This window comes from Pseudomonas sp. PVC-3-1 (genome assembly GCF_057444315.1).
This window is the reverse complement of record NZ_CM172023.1, coordinates 4,685,666-4,702,447: the sequence shown is the minus strand read 5'-3', so window position 1 is coordinate 4,702,447 and position 16,782 is coordinate 4,685,666. Positions and strand designations below refer to the sequence as shown.

Here is a 16,782-nt window from a genome sequence, read left to right as displayed (position 1 = left end):
AGCAGCCCGTGAAAAGGAGAACCCCATGAGCAGCCATCGCCAGCAGCAACGCCTGTCCATCCTCGACATCCGCCAACGCCGGGAAGCCGGCAGCCTCGTCGTGCTGACTGCCTATTCTGCGCCCATGGCGCGCCTGCTGGACCCGCACGTGGATGTACTGCTGGTTGGCGATTCACTGGGCATGGTGCTCTACGGCATGCCGCATACCCTGGCCGTGAGCCTGGACACCATGATCGCCCACGGCGCTGCGGTGGTTCGTGGCTCGCAGCGGGCGTGCGTGGTGGTGGACATGCCCTTCGCCAGCTACCAGGCTGCGCCGCAGCAGGCGTTCCTCGCCGCCGCGCGGGTGCTCGCCGAAAGCGGCGCACAGGCGGTAAAGCTGGAAGGTGGCGCGGAGATGGCCGAGACCATCGCCTTCCTGGTCGAGCGCGGCATTCCGGTGATGGCGCATATCGGCCTGATGCCGCAGAAGGTCAACGCCCTCGGCGGCTTCAAGGTGCAGGGCAAGGAGGAAGCCGGCATCGCCCAGGTGCTGCGCGATGCCGATGCGGTGGCAGCCGCTGGTGCCTTCAGCGTGGTGCTCGAAGGCGTGCTGGAGCCGCTGGCGCGCCAGGTGTGCGAGCGCCTGGAGATCCCGGTGATCGGCATCGGCGCTTCGCCAGCCTGCGCCGGGCAGGTGCTGGTGACCGAGGACATGCTGGGGCTTTCCGGCGAGCAGATTCCGCGTTTTGCCGAGCAATATGTGCGGGTGGACGAGCTGATCTCGGCAGCGGCCGAACGCTTTGCCAGCGAGGTGCGTGGGCGCGAGTTTCCGCAGGCGCGGCACTGCTTCGGGATGGATTTAACCCGTTGAGAGGGGCGCAGCGATTGGATCACCGCGGACGAAATCCGCTCCTACGAAAGCTGGCCCAGGTGTAGGAGCGGACTCTGTCCGCGATCGGGCGGCCGAGGTCAGACCCACTCGGTGCTGCGCTTGCGCCGCACGCGCAGCATGGTCGGCAGGATCAGCCCGGCCAGCAGGCCGGCGCCGGCGATGCTGCCGCCGTAGGCCATATAACGCATCAGTACCTGTTTGTTCTCGTCGCCCAATTGCGCCTGGGTGTCGCGCAGTTGCGAGCGCGCCTGGTTCAGCTCGGAGTCCAGGGCGCTGCGGGCGGCCTGCAGTTCATCGATGAGCTTCTTGCGCGCGTCCAGGGTTTCCTGCATGCCTTGCACGCGGTTCTTCCAGGAATCATCAATGGTCTGCAACTGGGTGGTCAGCTCGGTGACCTTCTGCTCCAGCGACGGCAGGCGTTCGGCCTGGCCGGGCTTGTCCTGCAGGTCCTTGCTGGCGATCCATACGCTGTTGCCGCTGTCGCTGCGCACCTGGCTGTAGTCGCCGGAGGTGCTGATCAGCTGCACCTTCTGCCCGGAGGTGAGGGTACCGACGATGCGGTAACCGTCAGTGGGGCCGCTGCGCACGTAGGTGCTCAGACTGTCGTTCACCCAGCGCGCGTTGCTGGCGGGCTCCTCGGCCTGGGCCGGGGCGCCGGCTGCCAGCAGGCCGGCGAAGAGGCAGGCACCGAGAGCGCGGGTCTGGGCGGGAGAAACTCGTGCGGGGATACGACGCGATAGGGACATGGGCAATCTTCACGTGACTTGAAACGAGACCCGCATTGCGGGAGCGAAATCGCCGGCCGGGTGACTTGCTTTGGAACGACGGGTTCAGAACTATCCGGGTGGCCAATGGCCAGGAATCCCACCCGGTGGGCCGACAGCACACAGACAGTTGTCGGATGCCGAGAGTTCACCGGTGGGAAATTGCACGGATGAGTGGTGGGAAAAGTCTGGCTATGGCGCTCGTGCGGATAACTGAATCGTCATCCGTGCCTCAGCTTCCCGTTAGCGGCGGCCACATAAGGTGGGGTTACTTCCAACCACCCAAGAGGTGACTGCCATGAAACTCTCCCGCTTCTTCCTGATCGCTGTTCTGACCGGCGTATCCTCCCTGGCGCTGGCCGACGGTGGCGGCGACATCACCTTCGCCCGCATGGAGCAGGCCCGCCAGCAGGTCATGCAGGCCCGCCAGAGCGCGCCCACGCCGACACAGATCGCCGAGGCGAAGCAGTACACCTATGGCATGAACCTGGATATCGCCGAAGTCGTGGCGGTGACGCCGATGAGCGCCGACTGCGGTGTGGTGCCGGTGCAGCTGCGCTACAAGGACTCCTTCGGCGAGGAGCAGGCCATCGAGTACCGCACCGAGCGCGTCGCCTGCCGTACGACCCGCTGATTCAGTCGGACGAGGCTGGAAACTTCAGGAGGAAGCGCGTCGGCCCTTCCTCCGAGCTCTGCGCACTGGCGGCGCCCAGGTGCAACTCCATGATCGAACGCACGATGGCCAGCCCCAGGCCCGTGCCGCCCTGCGCTCGCGAGCGGCCCTTGTCCACCCGGTAGAAACGCTCGAACAGGTGCGGCAGGTGCTCCGCGGCAATTCCGGCGCCGGGGTTCTCCACCTGTAATGTCACTGCATCCCCGTCGTCCTGAATCCTCACCTTGATGGACTGGCCTTCGGGCGTATGGCGGATGGCGTTGGACAGCAGGTTGGAGATGGCGCGCTGGACCATCAGACGGTCGCCCACCACCAGCCCATGCCCCTCGATGACGATACGCAGTGCCTTCTCCTCGGCGCTGAAATCGAACAGCTCGGCGACCTTCGCCGCTTCTTCCTCCAGGCGCACCGGCTCTTGCGGCAGCAGCGCGCGTGGATGGCTGACCTGGGCGAGAAAGAGCATGTCGCTGACGATCCGGCCGACCCGTTCCAGCTCTTCGGTGCTCGCCGCCAGCACCGCTTCGTACTCTTCCTTTTCCCTTGGCCGCGACAGCGTTACCTGCGCCTTGCCCAGCAGGTTGCCGATGGGCGAGCGCAGTTCGTGGGCGATGTCGTCGGAGAACTGCGTGAGCTGCTGCACGCCGCCGTCCAGCCGGTGCAGCATCAGGTTCAGTGCCCGTGCCGCCTTGCCCAGTTCCCGTGGCAGGTCCTGCAGTGGAATGCGATGGCTGAGGTCCTGGGTGGTGACCAGCGAGGCCACCTGGCCGAACTGCCGCAAGGGCAGCAGGCCGCGCTTGGCCACCAGGCGTGCGCCCAGGGCGATGAGCAAGAGTAGCGGCGGTACCGCCAGCCAGGCCGAACGCAGGAAGGCGTCGAGCAGTGCGTCGTCGTCGCGGCGATCCAGCGTCAGGAATACTCGCAGGGTATTGCCGTCGCGCAGGCGGATCAGGTTGCGCTCGGTGAGCAGCCGACGACCGTCCGGCGCGGTCCAGCCGAAGGCGCGGCCGCTGCCGGCGAACTCATCGAGTATCGGCAGATCGGCATGCGGCCCGCTGCTGAACAGCGCCGGGCGCCCGCGCTGTTCATCGAGCAGCGCGGCGCTGAGATTATCGTGGCCCATCAACTGGTCCTGCAGGGCATGGCCGCGCAGGGGCAAGGCGGCGAGGCCGGGGTCGGCATCCAGCGCGTGGCGCAGTTGCCCGAGCTTGTCCTCCAGCTCGCGGTGGGCGCGCTGGTCCAGTTGGTGATCGAGGGCGAGATACGCGAGGGTCAGCAGCAGGAGCGTCAGCACCGAACCGAGCACGCCGACCCACAGGCCGACGCGCAGTGACAGGCTGGCCGGCTTCATGCGCGGGACTCCAGCACGTAGCCGACTCCGCGCAGGGTGTGGATCAGCTTGTCGGCGAAGGGGTCGTCGATCTTGGCGCGCAATCGGCGAACGGTGACTTCCACGACGTTGGTGTCGCAGTCGAAGTTCATGTCCCAGACCAGCGAGATGATCTGCGTGCGCGAGAGCACTTCGCCGCTGCGGCTCATCAGCAGGTGCAGCAGGGCGAACTCCTTGCTGGTCAGGTCGATGCGCCGGCTGTCGCGGTAGGCGCGGTGGCGGCCGGGGTCCAGTTCCAGCCCGCCGATTTCCAGCACCCGGGGCTGGTCGATGCGTTCGCTGCGGCGCATCAGCGAGCGCACGCGGGCCAGCAGTTCGGGGAACTCGAAGGGCTTGAGCAGGTAGTCGTCGGCGCCCAGGTCGAAGCCTTTCACACGCTCGGTGAGGCGGCCGCGGGCGGTGAGCATCATCACGCGGATGTCGCTGTGCTGGCGCAGGCTGGCGAGCACGTCCCAGCCATCCATCTGCGGCAGGTTCACATCGAGAATGACCAGGTCATAGGCGTACTGCCGGGCCAGGTGCAGGCCATCGACGCCGTTGTCGGCGCGGTCGACGACATAGCCGCTTTCGCTCAGCCCCTGTTGCAGATAGTCGGCCGTCTTGTGGTCGTCCTCGATGAGCAGGATTTTCATGGATAGTTACCCGGTAATTACGTGAAGAGTGGTGCCGCAGGCGCGGGAAAGTTCAGCGGCCTGCGAAAAACGCGCGCAGTCTAGAAGCTGTAGCGACTTCAGGGTCAATGCTGGTGATGTCGCATCCGGGGCCCCGTTAAAATATCGGGAAGTTACGTAGATGCTTGGTCTTAATGGGTTTTCAGATAATCAGAAGGTTCGCTTGGGTAGCGTTAATTGTTTCCTGAAGTTACCTGGAAGACGCGCGAGGCCTTTTTAAATACATACAACGGGAAACAGGCAATTGGCCAATTACATGTTTGTAATTATCCGGTCACCTTGTCGCTAGAGAGGCACTTCTAGATTCGCCGGTGGAAATGACGGGATGCCGTCGAAGTTGACTCCACCGTGCGAGGTTCGCCGTGCTTTCAAGACGTTCAGGTTTCGCCGCCCCGGCAACGCTGCTGGCGCTGCTGCTCTGGCAATTCCCAAGCGGGGCGCAGGCCCGCGAGATCGGCATCGAGGATGCCCTGCAGGCCGCCGCCAGCGGTAACCCCGAACTGGCCGCCAGCGGCCGGGAAATCGGCATCGCCCAGGGCCTGCGTGAACAGGCTGGCCTCTTGCGCAACCCGACGCTGTCCTGGGAGCAGGAGGGCACCGAGTCGCGTAATCGCACCACCACGTTCGGCATCAGCCAGCCGCTGGAGCTGGGCGGCAAGCGCGGCGCGCGGGTAGAGCTGGCCGAGCGTGGCCAGGACGTGGCGGCACTGAGCCTGGAAGCCCGGCGCAACCAGTTGCGCGGTGAGGTGATTGCGGTTTTCTACAGCGCCTTGCGCGCCCAGGAACGTGAGCGTCTGGCTCAACAGTCGGTCGAGCTGGCGCAACGGGGTGTAGTCGCCGCCGAGGGGCGCGTGCGCGCCGGCAAGGCTGCGCCACTGGAGGCCAACCGCGCACAGGTGCAACTGGCCGAGGTACGCCTGGAACAGGATCGGGCTAGCCGCGAGCGGGCCGACGCCAATCAGGCTCTGGCCACGCTGATGGGGCTGGCGTCAGCGGACTTCAGTGGCGTGCGTAGCGACAGCGCCAAGCCGTTGCCTGGGCTGCCCAGCCCCGATGAGCTGCTGAGCCGCCTCGGCGATAGTGCGGAAATGCGCCTGGCGCAGAGCCGCATCGAGGAAGGCGAAGCCGCCCTGCGACTGGCGAAAACCCAGCGCATTCCCGACCTCGACGTCAGCCTCGGCAGCCAGGAATCCATCGAGGAGGGCAATCGCGACCGCATCGCGGTGATCGGTTTCAGCCTGCCGCTGCCGCTGTTCGATCGCAATCAGGGCAACATCCTCGCTGAGTCGCGCCGCGCCGATCAGGCCCGCGACCTGCGCAACGCCACCGAGCTGCGCCTGCGCCAGGAAACCCAGCAGGCGCTGCAGCAGTGGAGCACTGCCCAGGGCGAGGTGAATGCCTTCCGCCAGACCATCCTGCCAAGCGCCCAGACCGCCGTGGAAAGCGCCACGCGCGGCTTCGAGATGGGCAAGTTCGGCTTCCTCGAAGTGCTCGACGCCCAGCGCACCCTGATCACCGCGCGCGACCAGTACCTGCGGGCGTTGGCCCAGGTCAGCGACGCTTGGGGGCGGATCGAGCGGGTCTACGGCGATGTCGGCGCGGCCCGCTAACCGCCGCCGCGCCTGGCTCGGCCTGCTGCTGGTGAGCCTGACGCCATCCGCCGCTGCGCCAACCGTGAGCCTGCCCACGCACTGGTGCGTCCACGACCTCTTCAGCACCCTCCATCACCTTGCGCTGCCCACGCCTCGGCGCGGCATCGCCGGATCTTCCCTGGAGCTTCCATGATCAAGAAAACCCCTCTCGCTGCCGCCGTGCTGCTGGCCTCAGCTCTAGGCGTCAGCGCCTACGCCTGGATGGGCAGCGAACAGGCTGGCGGCCGTCACCTCGACGACGCGACCCATGCCGACGGTGAGCACCACAATGGCGCTGCGCCGACGCGCCACGTCGAAGCCGCCAGCCATGCCGACAACGAACATCACGCCGCCACGGATGCGGAAGCCGAGGAGGCAGGCCTGCACCTGAGCCCTGCGCAGATCGAGGCCGCCGGCATCCGGCTGGCCACCGCCGGCCCGCAGGCGCTGGACGAAGCCTTCAGCCTGCCTGGCGAGATCGGCTTCGATCAGGACCGCACCGCGCACGTCGTGCCGCGCACGCCCGGCGTGGTGGAGTCAGTGGCGGTGGAACTCGGGCAGAGCGTGAAGAAGGGCCAGTTGTTGGCGGTGATCGCCAGCCAGCAGGTCTCCGAACTGCGCAGCGAGCTGGCCGCTGCCCAGCGCCGGGTGAGCCTGGCGAGCAAGACTTTCGAACGCGAGCGGGAGCTGTGGCAGGAGAAGATTTCCGCCGAACAGGACTACCTGCAGGCGCGCCAGGACCTGGAGGAAGCGCGCATCGCCCTGGCCAACGCACAGCAGAAAACCAACGCGCTCAGCGGTGTGTCGGCCAGCGCTGGCGGCAATCGATACGAGCTGCGCGCACCCTTCGACGGCGTGGTGGTGGAGAAGCACCTGGTACCCGGCGAGGTGGTCAGCGAGACCACGGCGGCCTTCACGCTGTCCGACCTGTCGCGGGTCTGGGCCAGTTTCAGCGTGGCGCCGCAGGACCTGGCGCGGGTGCAGGTGGGCAAGCCAGCGCGGGTGGAGGCGGCGGACCTCGGCATGCAGGTCGACGGCCGCGTCAGCTATGTCGGCAACCTGCTCGGCGAGCAGACCCGTAGCGCGGTGGCTCGCGTCACCCTGGCCAACCCCGATGGCGCCTGGCGCCCTGGTCTATTCGTCAATGTGCGGGTGAGCAGCGCCTCTCGCCAGGTGGCCGTCGCGGTGCCGGAGCAGGCGATCCAGGAGGTGGAAGGCAAGCCCAGCGTCTTCGTGCGCAGCGCCGAAGGATTCGACCCGCGTCCAGTCGATCTCGGCGCGCGCAGCGCAGGTCAGGTCGAGGTGCTGGCGGGGCTCGCCGTCGGCGACCAGGTGGCGGCCGAAGGCAGCTTCGTCCTTAAGTCGGAGCTGGGCAAGAGCTCGGCGTCCCACGCGCACTGACGGAGCGAGAGCATGTTCGAACGCATCATTCGTTTCGCCATCGAGCAACGCTATCTCGTGTTGCTCGCCGTTCTCGGCATGGCCGGCCTGGGCATCGCCAGCTACCAGAAACTGCCCATCGACGCGGTGCCCGACATCACCAACGTGCAGGTACAGGTGAACACCTCGGCACCGGGCTTCACCCCGCTGGAGACCGAGCAGCGCATCACCTACCCGGTGGAGACCGCCATGGCAGGCTTGCCGGGCCTGCAGCAGACTCGCTCGATCTCGCGCTCGGGGCTGTCCCAGGTGACGGTGATCTTCAAGGATGGCACCGATCTGTTCTTCGCTCGCCAACTGGTCAACGAACGCCTGCAGCAGGCCCGTGAGCAATTGCCGGAGGGCGTCGAGTCGGCCATGGGGCCGATTTCCACGGGGCTGGGAGAAATCTTCCTGTGGACCATCGAGGCCGAGCAGGGCGCGCGCAAGGAGGACGGCAGCGAGTACACGCCGACCGACCTGCGCGTGATCCAGGACTGGGTGATCAAACCGCAGTTGCGCAACGTGCCCGGCGTGGCGGAGGTCAACACCATCGGCGGCTTCGCCAAGCAGTTCCAGGTGGCCCCGGACACCCGTCGTCTTGCGGCTTATCGGCTGACGCTGGCCGATGTGATCGCCGCGCTGGAGCGCAACAACGCCAACGTTGGCGCCGGTTACATCGAACGCAATGGCGAACAGTTGCTGGTGCGCGCGCCGGGGCAGGTGGGCAGCCTGGAGGACATCGCCAATATCGTCGTGGCCAACATTGGCGGCACGCCGATCCGCCTGCGCAACGTCGCTGAGGTCGATCTCGGTCGTGAGTTGCGCACCGGCGCCGCCACCGAGGATGGCCGCGAAGTGGTGCTCGGCACGGTGTTCATGCTGATCGGCGAGAACAGTCGCACCGTCGCCAAGGCCGCCGCCGAGAAGCTGGCGGAGATCAACCGCACGTTGCCGGCCGGGGTCAAGGCGGTGACCGTCTACGACCGCACGCAACTGGTGGACAAGGCCATCGCCACGGTCAAGCGCAACCTTACCGAGGGCGCGATCCTGGTGATCGCGGTGCTCTTCCTGTTCCTGGGCAACATCCGCGCGGCGCTGATCACCGCCATGGTGATCCCGCTGGCCATGTTGTTCACCTTCACCGGCATGTTCAGCAACCGCATCAGCGCCAACCTGATGAGCCTCGGCGCGCTGGACTTCGGCATCATCGTCGACGGCGCCGTGGTGATCGTCGAAAACGCCATCCGCCGCCTGGCCCATGCGCAGCAGCACCATGGTCGCATGCTGACCCGCAGCGAACGCCTGCACGAGGTCTTCGCCGCCTCGAAGGAAGCGCGCCGCGCGCTGATCTACGGGCAACTGATCATCATGGTGGTGTACCTGCCGATCTTCGCCCTCACCGGCGTCGAGGGGAAAATGTTCCATCCCATGGCCTTCACCGTGGTGCTGGCGCTGCTGGGGGCGATGATCCTCTCGGTGACCTTCGTGCCGGCGGCCATTGCGTTGTTCATCACCGGCAAGGTCAAGGAAGAGGAGAACCTGCTGATGCGCAGTGCGCGCCGCGCCTACGAGCCCGTGCTGGATTGGGTGATGGCGCGCCGCGCGTTGGTGTTCGCCGGCGCTGCGGTGCTGGTAGTGCTTTCGGGGGTGCTTGCCAGGGGCATGGGCAGCGAGTTCGTGCCCAGCCTGGGTGAGGGCGATTTCGCCCTGCAATCGCTGCGCACGCCGGGGACCAGCCTGTCGCAATCGGTGGCCATGCAGGAAAAGCTCGAGCGCCAGGTACTGGCGAAGGTGCCCGAGGTGCAGCGCATGTTCAGCCGCACCGGCACCGCGGAGATCGCCTCCGATCCGATGCCGCCGAATATTTCCGACGCCTACGTGATGCTCAAGCCCAAGGACCAGTGGCCCGACCCGAAGAAGAGCCGCGCGCAGCTGGAAGCGGAAATCCAGGAGGCCGCCAATGGCGTGCCGGGCAGCGCCTACGAGCTGTCGCAACCGATCCAGCTGCGCTTCAACGAGCTGATTTCCGGGGTGCGCAGTGACGTGGCGGTGAAGGTCTTCGGCGATGACATGGAAGTCCTCAACCAGACTGCCGAGCAGATCGCCGGCGTGCTGCGCCAGGTGCAGGGCTCGTCCGAGGTGAAGGTCGAGCAGACCAGCGGCCTGCCGGTGCTCACCGTCAACATCGACCGCCAGCGCGCGGCGCGCTACGGGCTGAATGTCGGCGACATCCAGGACAACGTCGCCGTGGCCATCGGTGGCCGCGAGGCGGGCACGCTGTTCGAGGGTGACCGCCGCTTCGACCTGATCGTGCGCCTGCCGGAAAACCTGCGCAGCGATATCGACGCCCTGTCGCGCATGCTGATCCCGGTGCCGGCCCCGGCCAATGCCACCGACTCGCGCATCGGCTTCATCACCCTGGGCGAGGTGGCGCGCCTGGAGCTGGTGCAGGGGCCGAACCAGGTCAGCCGCGAGAACGGCAAGCGCCTGGTGGTGGTGAGCGCGAACGTACGCGGACGGGATATCGGCTCGTTCGTATCCGAAGCCAGCGGCAGCATGGAGCAGCAGGTGAAGCTGCAGGCCGGCTACTGGACCACCTGGGGCGGCCAGTTCGAGCAGTTGCAGTCGGCGGCCCAGCGTTTGCAGGTCGTGGTGCCGGTGGCGTTGCTGCTGGTGTTCACCCTGCTGCTGATGATGTTCAACAACGTCCGCGATGGGCTGGTGGTGTTCACCGGGATTCCCTTCGCCCTCACGGGCGGCGTGGTCGCGCTGTGGTTGCGCGATATCCCGTTGTCGATCTCCGCGGGCGTCGGTTTCATTGCGCTGTCGGGGGTGGCGGTGCTCAACGGCCTGGTGATGATCTCGTTCATCCGCAGCTTGCGGGAGGAGGGGCGTGGCCTCGACGAGGCGATCCGCGAGGGGGCGCTGACCCGCTTGCGCCCGGTACTGATGACCGCGCTGGTGGCCTCGCTGGGCTTCGTGCCCATGGCGCTGGCTACCGGCACTGGCGCGGAAGTGCAGCGGCCGCTGGCGACCGTGGTGATCGGCGGCATCCTCTCATCGACCACACTGACGCTGCTGGTGCTGCCGGCGTTGTATCGGTGGATGCATCGACGGGATGAGGAGGGGCAGGGCGCCTAGCTCTTGGGGGCGCTCCGGCGAGAGCACAACCCACAGAACCGATATGTAGGCGGATAACCCGGAACGGGTTATCCGCCGATTGCTTTGCGGCGGATAACGCTGGCGCGTTATACGCTCTACGAACGGGAAGTCTTCAAGAGTGGGTGCCGGCCGAATGCTTCTAGTAGGAGCGAGCTTGCTCGCGAATCGCCCGGCGCCGGTGCCTGCCCCGCAGGTGCGGACTACGTCCGCGATCAGAGCCGCGAGCCGCATTGAAACCATGCCATCTAACGGGTGTGCTCGTCGGGTAGGACGGTAGCGTGCGGTTCGCGAGCAAGCTCGCTCCTACAGTCTGGCTTGAAATCCCGCGTGCTTTTCGTAGGAGCGAGCTTACTCGCGAATCGCCCGGCGCCGGTGCCTACCCCGCAGGTGCGGACTACGTCCGCGATCAGAGCCGCGAGCCGTATTGAAACCATGCCATCTAACGGGTGTGCTCGTCGGGTAGGACGGTAGCGTTAGGTTCGCGAGCAAGCTCGCTCCTACAGTTCGGCTTGAAATCCCGCGTGCTTTTCGTAGGAGCGAGCTTGCTCGCGAATCGCCCGGCGCCGGTGCCTGCCCCGCAGGTGCGGACTACGTCCGCGATCAGAGCCGCCAGCCGCATTGAAACCACGCCATCCCACAGGTGTGCTCGCCGGGTAGGGCGGTAGCGTGCGGTTCGCGAGCAAGCTCGCTCCTACAGTTCGGCTTGAAATCCCGCGTGCTTTTCGTAGGAGCGAGCTTGCTCGCGAATCGCCTGGCGCCGATGCCTGCCCCGCAGGTGCGGACTACGTCCGCGATCAGAGTCGCCAGCCGCATTGAAACCATGCCATCTAACGGGTGTGCTCGTCGGGTAGGACGGTAGCGTGCGGTTCGCGAGCAAGCTCGCTCCTACAGTTCCGTCCCAGGGCCAGTTTTCGACGCGCAAAAAAAGGCGCCCTTGCGGGCGCCGAGGGTTCCTCTTCCTCCAAAGGGGCACGTGGAGCGCCAGGAAGCGGAGCAGTCTTGCGGGGGAAATCATCACCAGTAGCCTTGGGGGCGGTGATGCCTTCCGTTATACGCAGGGGCGCCTAACGGGAGGCTGAGGCGTAGCTGACAATTTCGTCATCCCCCCAGGCGCCGGCCTTAGAGCACGGCCAGCGGGTATTCGATGATCAGCCGCACTTCGTCCAGGTCCGATTCGAAGGCGGTGGCGCGGGTCGTCGCCTGGCGTACGCGCAGGGACAGGTCCTTGAGCTGGCCTTCCTGGAACACGTACTTGGCCTCGATATCGCGCTCCCAGCGCTTCTGGTCAGTGAGCGGGTCGCCGTTGTCGTCGCGGCGCATGTACACGGCATTGGCGTTGGAGTAGTCGGCGTCGGAGCCGCGGGCGTAACGGGTCATGAAGCTCAGGCCGGGTACGCCGTAGGTGGCCATGTCGAGGTCGTAGCGGACCATCCAGGAACGCTCTTTCGGTGAGTTGAAGTCGCTGTACTGGATGGAGTTGTCGAGATAGATCGAGTCAGCCTGGCGCAGGTAGTCGAAGTCGTTGTTGCCGTTGTTGCGCTGGTGGCTGACTGCGATGCGATGGGCGCCGACGTGCACGCCGGCGCTGGCGCTCCAGATGTTGGTGTTGAACTCGCCGAGCAGCTCGCGCCCTTCATCCTGCGACTTGTAGTAGTTGAAGCCGCCGAACAGCTCCACGGCCTCGCTGAGCGGGACGTTCAGTGCGGTGCCGAAGTAGTACTGGTTCCAGGCGTCCTTCAGGCGGCTGCTGTAGAGACTGACGCTGGCGTTGTCGTTGATGCTGTAGTCGCCGCCGCCATAGGCGAGCCAGGCCGAGTCCACCGGGCCTGCGTAGAAGGTGGCAAAACCGTCGTCCATCTGGCGTGACTGCGGCTGGCTCATGGAGTGCAGGCGGCCGCCTTGCAGCGTCAGGCCTTCCAGGCTGGTGTTCTGCAGAGTGAAGCCACGGAAGGATTCCGGCAGCAGGCGCGAGTCGCCGTAGTGCACCACAGGGGTCTCCGGGAATACGTCGCCGACCTTCAGCACCGTGTCCCACAGGCGCACCTTGGCGGCGCCGCCGGCCTTGGCGTAGTCACTCTCGGTACGGCCGTCGCTGTCGGTGGGCAATACGTCCACCGAACTGCCGGCGCCGTTGCGCCCGTCGCCGGTGTCGAGCTGGAAGCCGACCATGGCGAAGGCGTCAACGCCCACGCCGACCGTACCCTGGGTGAAGCCGGACTCGAACTTGCCGATGATCCCGTGGGCCCAGACTTCCGAGTAGCCGTTGCCGCGCGGTGGCATCGACTGGCCGTGGCGGGCGTCGCGGTTGAAGTAGAGGTTGCGGTTGAGGATTTCCAGGCTGGCGCCTTCGAGGAAGCCTTCTTGCTTCTCTTCGGACTTGCCTTCGGCGAGGACGGTCGTCGAAGCGACCCCCAGTACCAGCAGCGAAGCTGCCAGCGGGAACGTGTGTCGGTACATGATGTGCTCCTAAGGGCAGGATGGTCTGGTTACCGCCTGCTGTTGTTGTTTTCGCCCAGGCGTGGCGAGGGCCACGGGCATCGTGTGGGAGCGCGGATAACGACGAGGTGAGCGGTGGATGACAAATCTGTCAGGCAGTGGCGGGGTAGCGCTGGCAGGCAAACCGATGTCGGAACCAGGCAATCGCTGCGGCCGGCCGATGCCTAGGGTGGCGAAACCTCATTGAAACGACCTGGAGCTGACATGTCCGACTTCATCACCGTCCTGCGCGACACCTGCCCGACCCCCGTGCTGGACGCCACCAAGTGGCAGCGCATCGGCGGGGACCCGCACACCGTCAACCTCAACGCCTACCTGTCGGCGGACGGCAGCAAGATCATGGGCACGTGGATCTGCACCCCCGGCAAGTTCGAGGTGAATTACGAGAAGTGGGAGTACTGCCACTTCCTCGACGGCTACTGCGTCATCACCCCCGAGGGCGAGCAGCCGATCCACCTGCGCGCCGGCGACGTGTTCGTCATCGAGCCGGGCATGAAGGGCACCTGGGAAGTGGTGGAGACGGTGCGCAAGTACTTCGTTTTCGCCTGATGTGTGCGCCATGAAAAAGGGAGCCGGAGGGCTCCCTTTTTCATGGCGTGGCGTTCATTGTGGCCCGTCGCTGACCGACCAACTGGCTGCCGACACGTAGGGCGCCAATGCCAGCTCGCCGACCAGGGCTTCCAGCAGGCTGTCCTTGTCGCTGGGCGCAAGGACCAGCGCGGCCACTTCCACTTCACCGCCGGTCTTGCGTGCGTGGCTTTCCAGGCTTTGCAGGGCCAGGCCGTTGGCGCTCAGGCGACGCAGCAGGGTTGAGCGCACCAAGGCTTCCTGGTGCGCCTCGGTGACGGCCTCGACCGTGTAGTAGCGCTCGCTGCTCGGCTCTATCGGCGCGTGACGCTGGATCCAGCGTGTCACCGAGGGCAGTGTCAGGTTGCACAGCACGATCAGCAGGGTGGCGACCAGCGCTGCCGCGAGGAAGCCACTGCCTGCCAGCACGCCCACCGCGCCAGTGCACCAGACCGTGGCTGCGGTGCTCAGGCCGCGCACGCTGAGGCCGTCGCGCATGATCACACCGGCGCCGAGGAAGCCGATGCCGGTGACCACCTGGGCCGACATGCGCACCACCTGGTCCTCCGCGCCCATGAGGAAGGGCAGGGTGGCGAAGGTGGCCGCACCGAGGGACACCAGCCCATGGGTGGCCACGCCCGTAAAGCGTTGGCGCCATTGGCGCTCCATGCCGATCAGCGCGCCGAAGCAGAGCGCCGCGAAAAGGTCGAGAATGATGTCGAAGTACATGCCGTTGTGCTCCGCGCCGGTCTTGTGCCGACGCCCGTGGAAAGGGGCATCGTGCCCCTGGTGAATAGGGAGGTGCGTCCAGTCTAATGGGCTGGCGGGCGATACGGGCTGACAGGTCACAGGTGGGCTGTGACCTGTAGCAGCGAGCTTGCTCGCGAACCGCTTGACTATGAGGTCGCCGGGAGGTCTGTTGCGCGAGCAAGCTCGCTCCTACGAAGAGCCATATGCCGGGGAGGCCGTGTAGGTGTTCCCGCGAGGACTAGGTAGAGTGGCCGTCCCATTCAACGGAAGAGAGTTGGCAAGATGGTCACCTGTTACCTGCGCTACGTGCTGGACCCCTACAAGCTCAAGGAATTCGAACACTACGGCCGGCTGTGGATTCCCCTGGTGGAGCGCTTCGGCGGCCAGCACCATGGCTACTTCCTGCCCTCCGAGGGCGCCAGCAACATTGCTCTGGCGATGTTCACCTTCCCCAGCCTGGCCGACTACGAACGCTACCGGGAGCAGTCCATGGACGATCCCGAATGCCAGGCTGCGTTCCGCTACGCCGAGGATACCCGCTGCATCCTCAGCTACGAGCGGAGTTTCTTCCGGCCGGTGTTTGGCGGCTGAGCGGCCGCTGTGGTGCACCAAGCTGTGCGGACAAAGTCCGCTAAGCAAGTATCAAGCCCGGTAGGGGTAATTGTCTTTCTCGGGAAGCCCGTGCCGATGCTTTCCCCTCACCCCAGCCCTCTCCCGGAGGGAGAGGGAGCCGTCCGTGCCGGCTGGCGCCGAATTCATCCTGTACCAAGCGGTCCCCTCTCCCCCTGGGAGAGGGTTAGGGTGAGGGGCGGCCCTTGCGCAGAGGCCTCTCGTAGGAGCGGACTCCGTCCGCGATTGCCATCCGCCGGCAGAGGAGCAGCGTAGGGCGCATAACGCCCCGCCATGGCGGCGGATAACCCGTTCCCGGCTATGCGCCCCACGTGGAGGTGCTGGGTCAGCGTTGCGCCGTCACTTCGCCGCTCCGCCGCTCCAGCCACCGCCGAGGGCGCGGAACAGGTCCACCAGGGCGATCTGCCGCTGGGTGCTGGTCTCGATGTAGGCCGACTCGTTGACGAAGTTGCTGCGCTGCGCGTCGAGGTAGCGCAGGTGGCTGTCGACGCCGCCTTCGTAGCGCGCCTTGGCCAGTTTCAGCGTCTCGTTGGTGGTGTTGGCCAGGGCCCGGCGCGCGGCTTCCTCGCGGCGCAGGGTGTCGGTCGCCGCGAGCGCGTCGGCCACTTCGCGGAACGCCGTCTGGATGGTGCCTTCGTAGGCGGCCACGGCCGAATCCTTGCGCACCTTGGCGAGGTCGAGGTTGGCGCTGTTGCGCCCCGCGTCGAAGATTGGCAGCGACAAGGTCGGCACGAAGCTCCACGAACGTGAGCCGCCGTCGAACAGACCGGACATTTCCGCGCTGGACGTACCGAAGCTGCCGGTCAGGCTGATGCGCGGGAAGAACGCCGCGCGGGCTGCACCGATGTCGGCGTTGCGCGCCTTGAGCACATGCTCGGCGGCGAGGATGTCCGGGCGCCGCTCGATCAGTTCCGACGGGGTGCCGGGCGCGATGTCCTGGATCAGCATGGGCTTGTCCTGCGGCACCTGCGGGATGCGTTTGGCCGCATCGGATGTGCCGAGCAGCAGCACCAGGGCATTGAGCGCCTGCTGTTTCTGCCGTGCGTTGCTTTCCAGCTCGGCGCGGGACTGTTCCACCAGTCCGAGCGCTTCCTGATAGTCCAGCGCCGTGGCCGCGCCGGCGGTGCGCCGCTGGCTGATCAGGCTCAGCGAATCCTCGCGGCTGACCAGGGTCTGCTCGGTGAGCGAATGGCGGCGCTGGGCGCCGTCGTAGGTGAGATAGGCCTGGCTGACCTCGGCGATCAGCGCGATGCGTGCACTGCGGGCGGCTTCCTCGGTGGAGAGGTATTGCTCCAGCGCGGCGTCGGTCAGGCTCTTCACCCGGCCGAACAGGTCCAGCTCGTACTCGGGCAGGGCCAGGCCGACCTGGTAGCTGCTGCTCACCGCCGAGCTGCCGCTGTTGGACAGATCACCGGGCAGCCGCTGGCGATTGCCGTTGGCCGCTGCATTCAGCCCCGGCACGCGGTCGGCGCGCTGGATGCGGTACTGCGCGCGGGCCTGTTCGATGTCCAGCAGGGTCTGGCGCAGCGAGCGGTTGTTGTCCAGGGCGACGCTCACCAGGCTGCGCAGTTCGCTGTCGACTATGAAGGTCTGCCAGTCGAGGTTGCTGGCCGCCTGGCCGTTTTCCGCAGCCGGGCTGTTCCAGTTCGCCGCCACGGGCGCTTGCGGGCGCTCGTAGGTGGGCGCCATGGAGCAACCGCCCAGAATCATCGCCAGCAGCAACGCGCTGGCGGCAAAGGCAGGTTTGCGCAGGGT

13 protein-coding genes are annotated in these 16,782 nt (G+C 66.3%); 7 read left to right on the top strand and 6 right to left on the bottom strand.

What is annotated here, in order from left to right; all coding sequences use genetic code 11:
- Window positions 1-25 precede the first annotated feature (25 nt).
- Window positions 26-853, top strand: a complete 828-nt coding sequence (gene panB / locus AC2T4A_RS21700; RefSeq protein WP_486741760.1) for a 3-methyl-2-oxobutanoate hydroxymethyltransferase — start codon at window positions 26-28, stop codon at window positions 851-853.
- A gap of 98 nt (window positions 854-951) precedes the next feature.
- Here the strand turns inward: panB and AC2T4A_RS21695 are convergent, their stop codons facing one another.
- Window positions 952-1,620 (bottom strand): TIGR04211 family SH3 domain-containing protein, encoded by a 669-nt coding sequence (locus AC2T4A_RS21695; RefSeq protein ID WP_486741759.1) that lies wholly within the window; start codon window positions 1,618-1,620, stop codon window positions 952-954.
- Between the two features lie 316 nt (window positions 1,621-1,936).
- Between AC2T4A_RS21695 and AC2T4A_RS21690 the strand changes: the two genes are divergently transcribed.
- Window positions 1,937-2,272 carry a DUF2790 domain-containing protein gene (locus tag AC2T4A_RS21690; protein WP_416747284.1) on the top strand — a complete coding sequence of 112 codons (336 nt, stop codon included), beginning with the start codon at window positions 1,937-1,939 and terminating at the stop codon, window positions 2,270-2,272.
- Window position 2,273: 1 nt separating this feature from the next.
- Here AC2T4A_RS21690 and AC2T4A_RS21685 read toward each other — a convergent pair whose 3' ends face one another.
- Window positions 2,274-3,659 (bottom strand): heavy metal sensor histidine kinase, encoded by a 1,386-nt coding sequence (locus tag AC2T4A_RS21685; RefSeq protein ID WP_486741758.1) that lies wholly within the window; start codon window positions 3,657-3,659, stop codon window positions 2,274-2,276.
- Complete coding sequence (locus AC2T4A_RS21680; protein WP_486741757.1) at window positions 3,656-4,330, bottom strand: heavy metal response regulator transcription factor; 675 nt, start codon at window positions 4,328-4,330, stop codon at window positions 3,656-3,658. Before AC2T4A_RS21680 ends, AC2T4A_RS21685 begins: the two co-directional genes overlap by 4 nt.
- 401 nt (window positions 4,331-4,731) lie before the next feature.
- Between AC2T4A_RS21680 and AC2T4A_RS21675 the strand changes: the two genes are divergently transcribed.
- The 3 genes from AC2T4A_RS21675 to AC2T4A_RS21665 all read left to right on the top strand — a co-directional run bounded on the left by AC2T4A_RS21675 (window position 4,732) and on the right by AC2T4A_RS21665 (window position 10,563).
- Window positions 4,732-5,979 (top strand): TolC family protein, encoded by a 1,248-nt coding sequence (locus AC2T4A_RS21675; RefSeq protein ID WP_486741756.1) that lies wholly within the window; start codon window positions 4,732-4,734, stop codon window positions 5,977-5,979.
- Between the two features lie 171 nt (window positions 5,980-6,150).
- Window positions 6,151-7,401: an efflux RND transporter periplasmic adaptor subunit gene (locus AC2T4A_RS21670; RefSeq protein ID WP_486741755.1), complete on the top strand. Its 1,251-nt coding sequence runs from the start codon at window positions 6,151-6,153 to the stop codon at window positions 7,399-7,401.
- Between the two features lie 12 nt (window positions 7,402-7,413).
- Window positions 7,414-10,563, top strand: a complete 3,150-nt coding sequence (locus AC2T4A_RS21665; protein WP_486741754.1) for a CusA/CzcA family heavy metal efflux RND transporter — start codon at window positions 7,414-7,416, stop codon at window positions 10,561-10,563.
- Window positions 10,564-11,703: 1,140 nt separating this feature from the next.
- Here the strand turns inward: AC2T4A_RS21665 and AC2T4A_RS21660 are convergent.
- Window positions 11,704-13,041 (bottom strand): OprD family porin, encoded by a 1,338-nt coding sequence (locus tag AC2T4A_RS21660; protein ID WP_486741753.1) that lies wholly within the window; start codon window positions 13,039-13,041, stop codon window positions 11,704-11,706.
- A 243-nt stretch (window positions 13,042-13,284) separates the two neighbouring features.
- Here AC2T4A_RS21660 and AC2T4A_RS21655 point away from each other — a divergent pair, with 243 nt between their 5' ends.
- Window positions 13,285-13,629, top strand: coding sequence for a cupin domain-containing protein (locus tag AC2T4A_RS21655; RefSeq protein WP_253449831.1), 345 nt, complete (start codon window positions 13,285-13,287; stop codon window positions 13,627-13,629).
- A gap of 54 nt (window positions 13,630-13,683) precedes the next feature.
- Here the strand turns inward: AC2T4A_RS21655 and AC2T4A_RS21650 are convergent, their stop codons facing one another.
- Complete coding sequence (locus AC2T4A_RS21650) at window positions 13,684-14,376, bottom strand: MgtC/SapB family protein (protein WP_024765777.1); 693 nt, start codon at window positions 14,374-14,376, stop codon at window positions 13,684-13,686.
- 303 nt (window positions 14,377-14,679) lie between these two features.
- Here AC2T4A_RS21650 and AC2T4A_RS21645 point away from each other — a divergent pair, with 303 nt between their 5' ends.
- Complete coding sequence (locus tag AC2T4A_RS21645) at window positions 14,680-14,988, top strand: NIPSNAP family protein (protein ID WP_416751078.1); 309 nt, start codon at window positions 14,680-14,682, stop codon at window positions 14,986-14,988.
- Between the two features lie 378 nt (window positions 14,989-15,366).
- Here AC2T4A_RS21645 and AC2T4A_RS21640 read toward each other — a convergent pair whose 3' ends face one another.
- Window positions 15,367-16,779, bottom strand: coding sequence for an efflux transporter outer membrane subunit (locus AC2T4A_RS21640; RefSeq protein ID WP_486743708.1), 1,413 nt, complete (start codon window positions 16,777-16,779; stop codon window positions 15,367-15,369).
- Window positions 16,780-16,782 lie beyond the last annotated feature (3 nt).

Bases quoted from the DNA above. Each gene is read 5' to 3' on its own strand.
- panB (WP_486741760.1), top strand. From the start codon at position 26: ATGAGCAGCCATCGCCAGCAGCAACGCCTGTCCATCCTCGACATCCGC.
- AC2T4A_RS21690 (WP_416747284.1), top strand. From the start codon at position 1,937: ATGAAACTCTCCCGCTTCTTCCTGATCGCTGTTCTGACCGGCGTATCC.
- AC2T4A_RS21685 (WP_486741758.1), bottom strand. From the start codon at position 3,659: ATGAAGCCGGCCAGCCTGTCACTGCGCGTCGGCCTGTGGGTCGGCGTG.
- AC2T4A_RS21655 (WP_253449831.1), top strand. From the start codon at position 13,285: ATGTCCGACTTCATCACCGTCCTGCGCGACACCTGCCCGACCCCCGTG.
- AC2T4A_RS21680 (WP_486741757.1), bottom strand. From the start codon at position 4,330: ATGAAAATCCTGCTCATCGAGGACGACCACAAGACGGCCGACTATCTG.
- AC2T4A_RS21645 (WP_416751078.1), top strand. From the start codon at position 14,680: ATGGTCACCTGTTACCTGCGCTACGTGCTGGACCCCTACAAGCTCAAG.
- AC2T4A_RS21695 (WP_486741759.1), bottom strand. From the start codon at position 1,620: ATGTCCCTATCGCGTCGTATCCCCGCACGAGTTTCTCCCGCCCAGACC.
- AC2T4A_RS21665 (WP_486741754.1), top strand. From the start codon at position 7,414: ATGTTCGAACGCATCATTCGTTTCGCCATCGAGCAACGCTATCTCGTG.
- AC2T4A_RS21650 (WP_024765777.1), bottom strand. From the start codon at position 14,376: ATGTACTTCGACATCATTCTCGACCTTTTCGCGGCGCTCTGCTTCGGC.
- AC2T4A_RS21670 (WP_486741755.1), top strand. From the start codon at position 6,151: ATGATCAAGAAAACCCCTCTCGCTGCCGCCGTGCTGCTGGCCTCAGCT.
- AC2T4A_RS21660 (WP_486741753.1), bottom strand. From the start codon at position 13,041: ATGTACCGACACACGTTCCCGCTGGCAGCTTCGCTGCTGGTACTGGGG.